Raw genomic sequence first — 13,537 nt, 5'->3', positions numbered from 1 at the left:
GGCGACACTTTGCTGCCGGCCAGGCAAAAGCCCTCACCATCCTCGCTCGCAAGCGCGAATCGATGGTGAGGGCTTCGTGTCTCTGCACTGTCTGGAATGAGCCGTTGCTCAAGGGTACGCTGTTATTGCGCCGTCCACCCCAGGTCCATGTTGAAGCTGGAGCCAGTCACTGAGCCTGCCTTGTCGGACGCCAGCCACACCGCCATGTCTGCAACTTCGGAGGGATCGATCATGTGCTTGATCGCCGCGCCCTTGAGCATGATCTTCTCGATCACTTCATCCTCGGGCATGTCATTGAGCTTGGCCTGCTCGGCAATCTGCTTGTCGACCAGCGGCGTGCGCACGTAGGCCGGGCAGATGGCATTAACGGTGATCCCACTTTCCCCACCCTCGAGCGCAGCGGTCTTGGTCAGGCCCATCAGGCCATGCTTGGCGCTGACGTAGGCCGCCTTGCCCGGTGACGCGACGTGCGCATGGATGGATGCCATGTTGACAATGCGCCCATATCCATTCTTCTCCATATGCGGCCAGGCTGCCTGGATCAGCGTGAACGGCGCACTCAGCATCAAGGCGATGATCTGATTCCACTTGGCTTCGGGGAAGTCCTTGATGCGCTCGACATGCTGAATACCGGCATTGTTGACCAAGATATCGAGGCGTCCGAAACGGGATACGGCTTCTTCCACCGCCGCGCGACACTGCTCGGCATCCGTCAGGTCGGCCTTGAAGAAGGCAGCCCCGGCCTTGTCGGCGACCTCTGCCCCCTCATCACTGAAATCGACCGCCAGCACCTGATGCCCGGCATCGCACATCGCTTGCATGATGGCGGCGCCGATACCACTGGCGGTGCCGGTCACCAGTGCAACGCGGACAGGGGAAGACTGTTGTTCACTCATGCGAATCTCCTGACAGAGGGGAATGTCATGCTGCTCTGCAACATATAATGAAGATAGCGCTAATCTAGCCGTCTTTGCCACCCGACCATCGCCGAGTTGCACTCCCCACTGGCATTATCGAGCGCCAGCAGTATCACAGCCGCATGATGCATTCGACGCAATCGTTGCATCCGCTGACGCAACCCGGCCGCCAGGCGCTATTCACGACGAGAAGTGGGCCGGCTATGACGGGAAGCGAACCTGCACCAGCAGCCCCGGGGCCTGCGGCGTTCCCAAGGGACTCTCCTTCAGCGCAAGCTCTGCGCCTAGACGTTCAGCGAGCTCGCGCACGATGGAAAGGCCCAGCCCCGAGCCTTGAGTCTTCTGGCCGGCCAGACGCACGAAGCGCTCAAAGACGCGCTCGCGTTCACGCAGCGGGATTCCGGGGCCCGTATCGGCCACTTCCAGACGCCATCCATCGTCGTCGCGGCGGATATCCAGACGCACCTCTCCGCCTTCTGGCGTATAGCGCAGCGCATTGTCGAGCAGATTGCGCAGCAGCACGTAGAGGCCGTTTTCGTGACTGACCAGCTGCGCGCCGGGTGCAACCTCGATATGCAGCTTGATGCCTCGCTGGCGTGCCATGGGGCCCAGGTCCCGCGCCAGCTCATTGGTCAGCTGGGCGAGATCGACCGGACGACGCGGTGCCTCTGCCCCGCTTTCCAGTCGTGACAGGGTCAACAGCTGCTCCACTACCCGCGTCATGCGATTGACGCCATCCACGATCATGCGTGCCGAGCGCCGCGAGGCCTCATCCCTGGCATCGGCCTCCAGATTCTGGGCATGCACCTTGATGCCCGCTAGGGGAGTCCGCAATTCATGAGCGGCATTGGCCGTGAAGCGCCGCTCCTTGTCGAGGGTGTCCGCCAGGCGCGCCAGCAGCCCATTGAGGGCATCCACCATGCCGCGTATCTCGTCAGGTGCCTCGCTGGCATCCAGCGGCTCAAGGTACCCGGGTTGACGGGCCGTGATCTGATGACTGATGCGCAATACGGGACGAAAACCCCGCGAGACCGCCACACCGATCAGCAAGGCGATCACGAGCAACCCGACCACCAGCGCCAGCACGTTGTGCAACGCAATCTGGCCGGTCAGTTCATCGCGCACATCTTCACGCTGGGCCGCCGTGACCCAGATGCCACTCTCGGGGAAATACAGCGTGAAGGTGAACCAGTCATGGTGATTGTCATGCTGCATGCCATAGCCAGGCACCGGCAGGTAATCGAGCGCCACGGAGCGTGAAGAGAGGCCAAGCAACGGCTGGCCCAGGGCATCCCACATCTGGAAGATCAGTTTGTCTTCATAGACATGCCCCAGCGGGGATTTCTCGTGACCATCGGCAAAGCTCAAGGAGGGCGGACGCAGGCTGAACTGGCCAGATGTCATCTGCTGCAACGTTTCCTGACGCGCGACCGGTGTCAACGACGCCAATTGAGACTGATAGAGCCGCCCCAGCATGCGTGCATTCTGGGCCAGCTCAGCGTCGAACAGCTCATCAATCTGCTCGCGGGAGTCGAAGTAACTCCAGGCAGCGGCCGTCCCCAGCACGATCACGACGCCACCAATCAGGTTGCGCCGCAGGAAACTGCGGATGGATTTCACGTGAGTTCCCCCAGCCGATAGCCCACGCCGCGCACGGTCTTGACCACCCCGGTGCCGAACTTGCGGCGCAGATGGTGCACATGTACCTCGATGACATTGCTCTCGACATCGCCATCCCAGCCATAGAGCTGCTCGACGAGCTGATCTCGGCTGAAGACACGGCTGGGGTGCAGCAGCAGGAACTCCAGCAGATCAAACTCGCGCCGTCCCAGCGCGACCTCACTACCGGAGAGCGTGACAATGCGGCCAGCTTGATCAATGCGCAACGGCCCCAGCTGCAGGCAACCGCTGGCCTGCCCGGCATGGCGCCTGACCAACGCACGCAGACGCGCCACCAGCTCGGCAATGTCGAACGGCTTGACCAGATAGTCGTCCGCGCCGCCGTCCAGACCACGTACCCGGTCGCTGATGTCATCACGTGCCGTCAGGATCAATACCGGCAACGTCTGGCCCTGACGGCGCAAGTGACTCAAGACCTGCAGACCGTCGAGATCCGGCAGGCCAAGGTCCAGCACAAGCACATCAAAGGGCGAATGCTTGAGCGTGGCGGCAACGTTAGCGCCCTCCTTCAACCATTCAGTGCTCATGCCTTCGCGGCGCAGGGTATGGTTGACCCCCTCCCCCAACAACGGATCATCTTCGACGAGCAGAACTCGCATCTGGACTCCTTGAAATCGTTCTGATTCTGCCATGTCATATCAGGACATGAGACAAGACGTCCGCCACCGAAAGGTGACGGACGTTGGAAGCAAACCTCGGGATAGCACATCGCCGGTGTCGGTAGATCAGCCAGCCATCACACACCGCTGCGTGCGCGACGCCCCGGGTGTCGAGCATGGCGCCACCTGGCCAGACGCGCCGTCAGCAGCATCCTCTGCTCACGCAGCCCGAGCGCGCCTCGCTCCAGCATGCGGCGCGGCCCTCCGATGACACGCCGCAACGCCTCACCCGCCATCAACCAGCCATACGCGAGCGGGTGCCCGGCTCGCGCCAGACGCAGTCGGAAGATCAGCTCGCGCGCCTGACGCGCCACACTGACAGGATGATTGCCCTGATGACGCGCTAGGCGCATCAACAGAGGGTCCTCTTCACCGGTGATCAGCGCCGGAGTATGCAAACGGATACGTGAGTGTTTCGCTGTCGCCAGCGGAACGAAAAAGTCGCCGTCTGCCTGCACGATCAGCTCCAGCAGCGGGCGTCGGCTATCCGCCGAGCCATGAAGCTCAAGACACTCCAGAACCTTGGTGCGCACCTCGGCCGGCCAACCCCCATGCTCGAGCACATGCCAGGCGCGGCCACTCTCCAGATGCCAGCGGCCATCGCCCGGCAGGCTCAGCAAGGTATCGGGGCGCTCCGAAGTCGGGATGTTGCGCAGCTGCGTGCATAGCGCTTCACCCCTCACATCTGCGTGCGTCAGTGAGAGGCGGCGATGTTGCTGGCCACTCGGGGTGGGCAATACCCTGCACAGCAAGGCAAGGTCATCCCCCTCTCGCTCGACCAGAATCAATACAGCCCCTGCTGCCGCCAGCTGCCAACAGAGCTCTCGACAGCTGGAGGCCATCGGCGCCTCGACCAGTACACGATGCCCGGCAAGGCCAACGGGCTTGAGCTTTGCAGCGGTGTGGGCAAGACCAGTGCGTTCAAGAACTGTGCGTGCAAGAGAAGTGAACATGAGGGCTTTCCTTGGGTCGAGGCATTACCAGACACAGAGGCGCGAGTGGATGCCACACCTTGTGGACCTGCGAAGGAGCATGATCGATCAGCTCACTGACAGACATGTGGCAACGAGGTGACATCTCCACAAACGTGCTGGCGATTACCATGGCCAACACGCAAGCGTTCAGCTGAACCATGGAGTGATCACCAGCATGAACGGCTGCGCTTAACGCAAACTTAAGCCCTCACAAGACGATGCCACGATAGCACTGGCCTTCCTGCTTCTTGCTCGCCGCTTGCTCGCTCGAGCTCGACTCTCCGCGAATGCGCCCCTCATGCTCAGAAGCCGAACAGCCCAACGATAGGCGGCACGATGAAGGCGGTCAGCAGACCGGTCAGCCCCATCGACATGCCAGCGAAGGCGCCTGCGAGCGTGCTCACCGACGAGAAGCAGAAGGCGGTACCGATACCATGCGCCGACAAGCCCATGGTGAAGCCCTTGACGGTATCGTCTCGCGCCCCTGCCAGTCGCATGACAACGGGGCCTACCACACAGCCCAGGGTACCGGTCAGCAGCACCAGCCCTGCCGTCAGCGAGGGGATACCGCCCAGTTTTTCGGCGATCCCCATCGCGATCGGCGATGTGACGGATTTGGGTGCCAGGCTCAAGGCCACCTGGGTTTGTGCCCCCAGCGCCAGCGCCAGACCCAGGGTAGTGGTCACGGCAGTGACGATACCGACGCAACAGGCCGTCAGCAGTGGCCACAGCATTTGCTTGACCCGGTCGAGATGATCAAACAGAGGCACCGCCAGCGCGACGGTGGCCGGCCCGAGCAGGAAGTGGATGAACTGGGCCCCTTCAAAGTAGGTGGGATAGTCGGTGTCCGTCAGCCACAGAAACCCGATGATCAGCGCGATGGAGACCAGTACCGGGTGCGCCAGCGATGCGCCCCGTGCCAGACGATTGATCGCCGTCGCCAGCAGAAAGGCCACCAGCGTCAGTAGCAGATGCAGCAACGGAGAAGCGCTCAGGTACACCCACAGGGCGTCAAGCGGGGCCAGATTCATGAGGACACCTCATCGCCGTTGGGTGACTTGCCCCCTGACCCGCTCGGCGTAGCAGAGCCTCGGTCGATCAAACGCTGCAACAGCCAGGCCGTGACAAACTGGGTGACCGCGATCGACGCGACCAGCGTGATGGCGATGGCGGTGAGATCGCGTGCGATGAGCTCGAAATGGACCATCACGCCAACGCCCGCAGGCACGAACAGCAGCGACAGATGCGAGAGCAGGCCATTGCTGGCAAGCCTGAGACTGGCCGGCACGCGTTCCCGCAGCAGGGCACGGGCCAGCTGACGTTGACCGAAGTCTCGATCCGCACTCTCGTCAACGCGCAGCACTCCTTCCCCTTCTCTGTCCGGGGCAGGCAACAACCGTTTGCGCAGCCGCCCTCGCAACATCAACCCCAGCAGCAGGAAAAGCATTCCCAGTACTGGCCCTGGCACCGGCAACAACAACGCACGCCCCGTCACCTCGCCGAGAAACTGGCAAAGCAGAAGGATGCAGAACCCCTTGATCAACGCCATTTCCTTACATACTCCTCTTGACCGTGTCAGCCCGTCAGGCTGCCATACTGACAATTATGTCACAGCCATCCTTGACGACCGCCCCTCTCTGCCCTGACGTCCTTACTGCCCTCAATGTTCAAGACGCTAACAACGGTTTGGCAACGCTCTACTGTGGTAGTCTGCGATCTCGACCACCCATCACCGTTACAGACAGGGAAGGCTGCGACACGATGCCAGACTCTCTCGGGCTTGATACTTCCGTTATTCCCAATTGGATCAAGACATTGCGGCATGAAGAGGATCATCAGGCCCTGATGATTCTTGAGCTGGCTGCGGACCTGGCTGGCGCTCCTATGGGGATGATCAACCTGCGTGACGGCGAGCAGCTCAAGCGCTGGTTGAGTCTGGATGACAACGCGCATGAGTCCGTCCTTATTAGCAATGCGCTGTGTGGCGTGGCGGTACTGCAAGCCAGTCCCCTCATCACGTGTGACGCCCGTCGACAACCCGAATTCGCCGGTTGCAGTTCGGTCCTTGCCGACGGCATTCGTTATTACATCGGCTTGCCCCTCAAGGCAGACAATGGCGAGATAATCGGCTGCATGAGCCTGGCGGACACTGCACCGCGTCAACAGTTGCCCAGCCCGGACGTCCTCATCCGGCTGGACAAGCTCGCGACCCTTGCGACCGAGGCGCTGAAACGCCAAGTCAATCAAAGCTACCTCAATGCAGAGTTCGCAGACAGTCAATCGCGCGCCAGCTGGATATTGCGCAGCATTTCCGATGGCATCATCGAATGGAAAACAGGCAACGAGAGACTGACCATCTCTACCCGCCTGGAAAACCAGTTGGGGTATGAAGCCGGAACACTCGACACCGGACTCGAAGCATTGCATGAGAGAGTCGCACCCGACATGCGTGACGACTTCAAGGCCTTGGTCAACGCCAAGCGACTGAGCGGAACGCCTTTCAATTGCGAGCTGCTGATTCGCACTCAGCAGGGAGACCATCGCTGGTTTGAGCTACGCGCTCAATTCGAGGTCAGAAACGGCGAGCCCTACCGCTTCATTGGCTCATTACTGGATATCCATCAGCAGCATCTGGCCAAGGATGCCCAGGCTGACAAGCTGCGCCGCTATGAACGTCAGCAGGCGGCTTTGATCGAGCTTGGCAACACCCGCCACGATGACAGCACGCAACTGGATGGCCTGCTGCCGTGGCTATGTGAGCAAATCGCCAAGGGCCTGCAGATACGCAAGGTCAGCTTCTGGTACATGAATGCCGACCACGACTGCCTTTCGCTCGCCCATGTCCATGATGCGTGGATCCCCCCGCCGCACGATGCGACGCATAGCACAGTCCCTACTCGCCTTACCCGGACCCAGAACCGGGTCTATTTCGAAGCCCTGGATGCCGGGCGTGCTATCGCGTTGTCCGATGTGACCAAGGCCAATCAGGAGTTGCTGTTTGATGGCACCTTCCGCTGCAGCGTGAAGGCCATCATCGACAGCCCGATCCGTGTGGCAGGCCGGGTGGTGGCCGTCATCTGCTGTACCGAAAGCAATGCCCCGCGCGAATGGGCAGATGATGAGCAGGCGTTTCTGTCCTCAGTGGCGGATCACGTCTCACAGCTCATGACCGAATTCGAGCAACAGGCCTCTCAGAAACGCCTGCGGGCCAACGAGCGACGCTACCGCGCCACCTTCGAGCACTCTGCTGTCGGCATGGCGCACCTGAGCACCAGTGGCCAGCTGTTGCGCGTCAACCAACGACTCGAGAGCATCCTGGGCTACACCGCCGCCACCTTGTCCCAGAGTGTGATACGCGAACTGATCGAGCCGGAAGACCTGGAAAGCTTCCTGCAGCAACATCAGGCGCTGATCGAGCAGCGCAAGGACTTCTTTACCCAGCAATGCCGCTTCATCCACGCCTCCGGAAACTCGGTACATGCAGAAATCAGTGTTTCTGCGGTTGAGGCGACGCCAGACCAGGAGGGCTATACGCTGCTGGCGCTGATCGACAATACGCTCAATCACACCATGTCGCAGCGCATGGCCCATGAGGCCAACCACGACAGCCTGACGGGATTGCTCAATCGCGGCGCCTTCAAACGTGAACTGACGACACTTTGTGATGATGCGCGTGCCACCCGCGCGCTGCATTGTCTCGCCTACATCGATCTGGACCAGTTCAAGGTCGTCAATGACACATGTGGCCACTCTGCCGGCGATGCGCTATTGATCCAGCTGGTCGACGTCATTGCCGCCGGATTGCACAAACAGGATCGTCTTGCGCGCCTGGGAGGAGACGAATTCGGCTTGCTGATGCCCAACATGACGCTGGATGCCGCCGAGGCGCTGCTTGAAGAGCTGCGCCAATCCGTCACCAACTTCCGATTCATGTGGGAAGACAAGCTGTTCACCATCAGTACCAGCATTGGCCTCGTGAGCATCGACAGCAACCACAACGACCCGCACCAGCTGCTGAGTGCCGCCGATGCTGCCTGCTATGAAGCCAAGGATGCCGGGCGAAACCGCATTCATCGGCACAGTGAATCCGGTGATGAAGTAGCACGGCGCATGCAGGAAATGCACTGGCTGACAGAAATCACCGCGGCCATCGAAGAACAACGCCTGGTGCTCTACCAACAGCCGATTGTCAGCACCCTCGCCACTGCACAAGCCGTCCACGCAGAGCCAGGCGAGAGCCCGCACTGCGAGCTTAACTGCGATCTACATTACGAAGTGCTGGTGCGCTTGAAAGGCCGGGATGGCACCATCATTGCGCCGGGCGCCTTCCTGCCTGCGGCGGAGCGTTATGGCCTGTCAGCCGCTATCGATGAACATGTCATCCGCCAATACCTGAGCTGGCTGGCAGCGCACCCTGCGCATGCCCAGCGACTGACCATGGTGTCACTCAATCTCTCCGGACACTCCATCAGCAGCCCGAGCTTTCGCGACCTGCTGGTCACGATGGTCCGCGACAGTGGCATCCCGGGTGACAAGCTGTGTTTCGAGATCACCGAATCCGTCGCCATCACGCGGCTGGGCGATGCTCGCGCCTTCTTCGAGGCACTCGGCGCACTCGGCTGTTCCTTCGCGCTGGATGACTTCGGGAGTGGAGTCTCGTCCTTCGGTTATCTGAAAAACCTGCCCGTCGACTTCCTGAAGATCGATGGCGCCTTCATTCGCGACATGGACACCAACCGCGTCTCCTACTCCATCGCCCGCGCCATTGCCGAAGTCGCACGTGAAATGGGCATGAAAACCGTGGCGGAATTCGTGGGGAGTGCACAAGTGCTCGCCTCCGTCACCAGTATCGGTGCCGACTATGTACAGGGCTACGCGCTTGGCATGCCGGAGCCACTCGAGACAATCGCCATACTACCCAATACCGATGATGCCCACGGCAAGGGGCATACTGAAGGCAAAGTCTCCAGCACAATCTCACGGGGCAATGACACTCGCGTGGTGGAGCCTTCTCCTAAAGTTTACTGAGACAAGGGCTTGCTGAATCAGAGGCTCGGGCTTGCTGAGTCAAGGCGGAGCACGCCATAGAGCAGAGAAGCGGCATTTCTCAAAACCACACACTACCCCTTTCTCCAGAACCAGACCAGAGAAGCCCAGCCTCTGAGCGGCGAACGCCACTCGGGGGCTGGGCTTCTTTTCCCTTTCAGGGTGCAAGATGCAAGAAGAGTAGCGGTGTCAGAAACCGGATTCGCGACGCCAGACCCCGACCACTTCACGCCAGGTTCGGCTCAACAGGCTGCGCGGCTCTGTCTCGACATTGACCATGCCGCGCCGGCCAGGCATCGAGAGTGCCAGGGCCTGTGAGAAGTCCACTGGCTCAAGCGTGACCCGATAGAGGCTGCGCATCAGTTCCAGCTGCCCTTCCTCGCCCTCGCGAACCTTTAACTCCCCACCGTAGGGCGAGGCCATTTCCGGCTGTTCAAGCACCGCAACTGCCTGAGGCTCGACGCTGACCACACGCATTTCCAGCGGCTTGCCTACCGGCGCCAGCGGATAAAACCAGGCAGTGGCACCTTCATCGACGCGCAGCACCTCTTCCTCTTCTACCCAGGCCGTCAGGGTCACCTGCCGGGGATTGCGCAGCGTCATCACCCACTCCCCTTCACCGACCCAGCCTCCTTCTCGCAAGGCAGGGTTGAGCGAGTGCACCTTGCCGGCGAATGCCGCCTCCAGCTGACCGGTCGCCTGCTCGGCTTGCAGCGCGCTGACCCGTTGGCGCTGCACGTCAAGATCAGCCTGCACCACTGGGCTATCCTGCAGCAGCCTGCGATCCAGACCACTGGCGGAGCGACGCCAGTCCAGCTGCTCCACGCGACGCTCGGCGGGAAAATCCATAAAAGATTTTTAAAAGCACAATATTGATTACATCAGTTTCTTGACCCATAGCGCAGCAGCCTCCACCAGCTTCTGATGAGCATGCCGAAAGGCCTCTTCGCTCTTGCGATAGGGATCGGGAATCTCTTCCCCCTGGCCGCCCGCCAGCCAGCGGCCGAACAACATCGTCTTGCCACTGACCTGCGGTGCCATCTGGTTGATGGCGCGGCGATGGCCATCGCTCATGACCAGAATCAGGTCTGCAGCCGTCAGCATCTCGACCGACACCTGGCGCGCACGATGCTCATCCACCTCGAGCCCCGATTCGACGGCGAAGCGAGCTGCCGTGGGTTCGACCGGGTGATCGACCAGTGCGCCCACGCCCGCCGAGTGCACTGTCTTGCCAGGCAACGCCTGCTTCAACAGTGACTCGCCGACCGGGCTGCGACAGATATTGCCGGTACACACCACCAGAATATTGTTGAACACGCTGACTTCCTCTTCCTTGTGACGCTTGCACTCATGTTGATGGCCCGGCGCGCGGCAAGCTTGGCCCCGCGCGGACGTCAGACGCCCATTGTCGCATGCTGGCAGCCTGTTCGGCAGGTTCCGTTTACCAGCTTCGCAACCGATCACAGACGACACCTTTGGCTTTACAAGGGCCAGCAGCGTGCTCATATGGCAACACTGAGATGATCCGACGCAATAGCCCCCTGCCCCTTGAAGACCTCTGGCAATATCTCCAAGTCCTGATATGTAGCCAATGAAGTGACTGGCCTAGGGCGATCCCAATCCCTCGCGACACCCATTCAGTCACTTGCTGAACCAGCACCCACCAGGGAGGCAAGATGAGCAACAAGACACTGACCGCGTCCAATCCGGCCAATGACAAGGTTCTCAAGGAATACGCCACGCTGAGCAAGGAAGAGGTTCAGCAGAAACTGGAGCAGACGCGCAAGGCATACTCGAGCTTCAGTCAGACCACCGTGAAGGATCGTGCGCAGCGCCTCACCGTTCTGGCGGACCTGATCGATGAGCATCAGAAGGAAATCGCCACGCAGATCGCCCATGAGATGGGCAAGCCTTATGATCAGGGCATCAGCGAGACGCAGATTTCCTCAAGCATTGCGCGCTTCTATGCCGACAACCTGCCCGAGCTGATGGAAACCGAGCAACGTGATGTCGATGGCGCCGTGCGTGCCAAGATCGTCAAGGACCCCATCGGCGCCGTCCTCGGCGTGATGCCGTGGAACTATCCGCTCTATCAGGTTATCCGTTTCGCGGCTCCGGCCTTGGCGGGCGGCAATGTCTGCCTGATGAAGCACGCCTCCAATGTCCCGGGCTGTGCCGATCTGATCACTCAGCTATTCCACAAGGCCGACTTTGAAGAGGGTATCTTCACCTGGTTGCCGGTGGGTTCGGAGATGATCGAAGACATCATCAATGATCCTGTCGTCCAGGGCGTCACCTTGACCGGCAGTGAAGAGGCGGGACGCAAGGTCGCCGAGCAGGCAGGCGCGGCGCTCAAGCCAAGCGTGCTGGAGCTGGGCGGTATCGATCCGCTGATCGTGCTGGATGACGCCGACATCGAGCGTGCAGTGGATCTCGCCATCGCCGGGCGTTTCGACAATACCGGCCAAAGCTGCGCCGCCTCCAAGCGCCTGATCGTCGACAAGTCCCTCGCCGAGGACTTCTCCAAGCGCCTGATCGAGAAGGTCAATGACATGCGCATGGACGACCCGATGAGCGAAGGGGTCGATATCGGCCCGATGTCTCGCAAGGACCTGCGCGATGACCTGCATGACCAAGTCCAGCGCGCCATCAAGGCAGGCGCCAAGCTTGAGTGCGGTGGTGAGATTCCGGATCGCGACGGCGCCTGGTATCCGCCGACGGTGCTGACCAACGTCACCCAAGGCAATCCGGCCTTCAATGAAGAGCTGTTCGGTCCGGTTGCCTCCGTGGTGGTCGCGGACAACGAAGCGCATGCCATCGAGCTTGCCAACGACTGCCCCTATGGCCTGGGCAGCACCGTGGTGGCCAAGGACGACGAACGGGGTGAACGCGTCTCTCGTCAGCTACAAGCTGGCATGAGCTTCGTCAACCGCCCGACCACGCCCTTCGCCCAGCTGCCCTTCGGTGGTGTCAAAGGCAGTGGCTACGGTCGTGAGCAGAGCGAATATGGCTTCGGTGCCTTCATGAACATCCGCACCGTCTATGTCGCTGAACACTGAGTCGCTGTACCTTAAGGCGTAACGTAACGCCAGCGACACTAAACAGCTGAATAGAATGAACAGCTGAAGAGACTGCAGCGGATGATTCACTCCAGACCATTCGCGGCAATGAACAACGCCCCGCTTTTCAGCGGGGCGTTTTGCGTCAAGAATTCGCAAGCTCTGCCTTGCGATATTTCCTCTCTCGACCATCGCACTGATCGCACCCATCAGGTCAGCGCATCACGCAGCCCTGCAGGCATGCTTCACCTTCCAGCTGAACCGTGACGTGCGAGATGTCATGGCCGTCGCGCAGATAGGCCTGAACACGCTCCAGCACATCGCCGGGTACGCTGGTGGCGGCCACGACGACGTGCAGGCTGGCAATCGGCGACTGAGGCGTCAGCCCCCACAGATGCAGGTCATGTACGCTCTCCACGCCCTCAAGCGCCAGAACGCCGGCCTGGATATCGGCATGGTCGAGCTGCTCCGGCGTGCCTTCCAGCAAGGTGTGCGCCGACCGCTTCACCAACGACCAGGCACCGCGCAATATCAGCACTGCCGCGAGCACTGACAACAGCGGGTCCGCCTGATTCCAGCCGGTGGACATGATGATCAGCGAGGCGACGATGGCCGCCACCGAGCCGAGCAGGTCCCCCATCACATGCAACACCGCGCCGCGCAGATTGAGGTTGTCCTGATCGCCCTGATGCAGGATACGAAATGCCGCGATATTGACAACAAGTCCAAGCACGGCAATCGCCAGCATCGGCCCCGCCAGTACGTCGGAGGGCAGCCAGAGCCGCTTGATGGCTGCCACCACGATCGCCGCCCCGATCACCAGCAGGGTCAGGCCATTGACGAACGCGGCCAGCACCTGAAAGCGCGCATAGCCGAAGGTCAGCTTGCGGGTCGCCGCCCGATGCCCGAGGCGAAACGCGCACCAGGCCAATGCCAGCGACACGGTATCACTGAGCATGTGCCCGGCATCCGCCAGCAGGGCCAGTGAACCTGCGATCAGCCCGCCGACCACCTCCGCCAGCATGAAGCCGCCCGTCAGATACATCGCCAGCTTGACGCGTCGCTCGCTATCGGCTGTCACCTCAGGCGCATGATCATGGTGGTGCCCGTGTGAATGACCGTGTGTGTGGCTGTGCGAATGACCGTGCGAATGATCATGTGGGTTACCGTGTGGATGGCCATGCGAGCGACCGCCTGAAGGG

11 protein-coding genes are annotated in these 13,537 nt (G+C 61.0%); 2 read left to right on the top strand and 9 right to left on the bottom strand.

The window, feature by feature from the left end; genetic code table 11:
- Positions 1–122: 122 nt before the first annotated feature.
- The 6 genes from QD208_RS03815 to QD208_RS03790 form a co-directional block, all read right to left on the bottom strand.
- Positions 123–896 (bottom strand): 3-hydroxybutyrate dehydrogenase, encoded by a 774-nt coding sequence (locus QD208_RS03815; protein WP_043336055.1) that lies wholly within the window; start codon positions 894–896, stop codon positions 123–125.
- Positions 897–1,118: 222 nt separating this feature from the next.
- Positions 1,119–2,537, bottom strand: a complete 1,419-nt coding sequence (locus tag QD208_RS03810) for an ATP-binding protein (RefSeq protein ID WP_279835743.1) — start codon at positions 2,535–2,537, stop codon at positions 1,119–1,121.
- Positions 2,534–3,196: a response regulator gene (locus tag QD208_RS03805; protein ID WP_043336047.1), complete on the bottom strand. Its 663-nt coding sequence runs from the start codon at positions 3,194–3,196 to the stop codon at positions 2,534–2,536. The genes QD208_RS03810 and QD208_RS03805 overlap by 4 nt, the downstream gene beginning before the upstream one ends.
- Positions 3,197–3,333: 137 nt before the next feature.
- Entirely contained in the window at positions 3,334–4,209 is an 876-nt protein-coding gene (locus tag QD208_RS03800) for a hypothetical protein (protein ID WP_279835739.1), read from the bottom strand.
- A gap of 323 nt (positions 4,210–4,532) precedes the next feature.
- The gene (locus QD208_RS03795) at positions 4,533–5,261 is read right to left on the bottom strand and encodes an LrgB family protein (RefSeq protein ID WP_043336043.1); all 729 of its coding nucleotides are present in this window, start codon (positions 5,259–5,261) and stop codon (positions 4,533–4,535) included.
- Positions 5,258–5,779, bottom strand: coding sequence for a CidA/LrgA family protein (locus QD208_RS03790; protein ID WP_052384830.1), 522 nt, complete (start codon positions 5,777–5,779; stop codon positions 5,258–5,260). Before QD208_RS03790 ends, QD208_RS03795 begins: the two co-directional genes overlap by 4 nt.
- A 212-nt stretch (positions 5,780–5,991) precedes the next feature.
- Here QD208_RS03790 and QD208_RS03785 point away from each other — a divergent pair, with 212 nt between their 5' ends.
- Complete coding sequence (locus tag QD208_RS03785; RefSeq protein ID WP_167333712.1) at positions 5,992–9,258, top strand: EAL domain-containing protein; 3,267 nt, start codon at positions 5,992–5,994, stop codon at positions 9,256–9,258.
- 207 nt (positions 9,259–9,465) lie between these two features.
- Here the strand turns inward: QD208_RS03785 and QD208_RS03780 are convergent, their stop codons facing one another.
- Both QD208_RS03780 and QD208_RS03775 read right to left on the bottom strand, forming a co-directional pair.
- Positions 9,466–10,125: an HlyD family secretion protein gene (locus QD208_RS03780; RefSeq protein ID WP_043336040.1), complete on the bottom strand. Its 660-nt coding sequence runs from the start codon at positions 10,123–10,125 to the stop codon at positions 9,466–9,468.
- A 27-nt stretch (positions 10,126–10,152) separates the two neighbouring features.
- Positions 10,153–10,593, bottom strand: a complete 441-nt coding sequence (locus QD208_RS03775; RefSeq protein WP_043336039.1) for a phosphotyrosine protein phosphatase — start codon at positions 10,591–10,593, stop codon at positions 10,153–10,155.
- A gap of 359 nt (positions 10,594–10,952) precedes the next feature.
- Between QD208_RS03775 and QD208_RS03770 the strand changes: the two genes are divergently transcribed.
- The gene (locus QD208_RS03770) at positions 10,953–12,335 is read left to right on the top strand and encodes an NAD-dependent succinate-semialdehyde dehydrogenase (protein ID WP_279835733.1); all 1,383 of its coding nucleotides are present in this window, start codon (positions 10,953–10,955) and stop codon (positions 12,333–12,335) included.
- Positions 12,336–12,549: 214 nt separating this feature from the next.
- Here the strand turns inward: QD208_RS03770 and QD208_RS03765 are convergent, their stop codons facing one another.
- Complete coding sequence (locus tag QD208_RS03765) at positions 12,550–13,416, bottom strand: cation diffusion facilitator family transporter (protein WP_279835731.1); 867 nt, start codon at positions 13,414–13,416, stop codon at positions 12,550–12,552.
- Positions 13,417–13,537: the final 121 nt, after the last annotated feature.

This window comes from Cobetia sp. 29-18-1, from assembly GCF_029846405.1.
Lineage (GTDB): Bacteria > Pseudomonadota > Gammaproteobacteria > Pseudomonadales > Halomonadaceae > Cobetia > Cobetia amphilecti.
The sequence above is the reverse complement of the archived record's forward strand: the minus strand, read 5'-3'. Positions and strand labels throughout refer to the sequence as shown.

Bases quoted from the DNA above. Each gene is read 5' to 3' on its own strand.
- QD208_RS03780 (WP_043336040.1), bottom strand. From the start codon at position 10,125: ATGGATTTTCCCGCCGAGCGTCGCGTGGAGCAGCTGGACTGGCGTCGC.
- QD208_RS03785 (WP_167333712.1), top strand. From the start codon at position 5,992: ATGCCAGACTCTCTCGGGCTTGATACTTCCGTTATTCCCAATTGGATC.
- QD208_RS03815 (WP_043336055.1), bottom strand. From the start codon at position 896: ATGAGTGAACAACAGTCTTCCCCTGTCCGCGTTGCACTGGTGACCGGC.
- QD208_RS03805 (WP_043336047.1), bottom strand. From the start codon at position 3,196: ATGCGAGTTCTGCTCGTCGAAGATGATCCGTTGTTGGGGGAGGGGGTC.
- QD208_RS03770 (WP_279835733.1), top strand. From the start codon at position 10,953: ATGAGCAACAAGACACTGACCGCGTCCAATCCGGCCAATGACAAGGTT.
- QD208_RS03795 (WP_043336043.1), bottom strand. From the start codon at position 5,261: ATGAATCTGGCCCCGCTTGACGCCCTGTGGGTGTACCTGAGCGCTTCT.
- QD208_RS03800 (WP_279835739.1), bottom strand. From the start codon at position 4,209: ATGTTCACTTCTCTTGCACGCACAGTTCTTGAACGCACTGGTCTTGCC.
- QD208_RS03790 (WP_052384830.1), bottom strand. From the start codon at position 5,779: ATGGCGTTGATCAAGGGGTTCTGCATCCTTCTGCTTTGCCAGTTTCTC.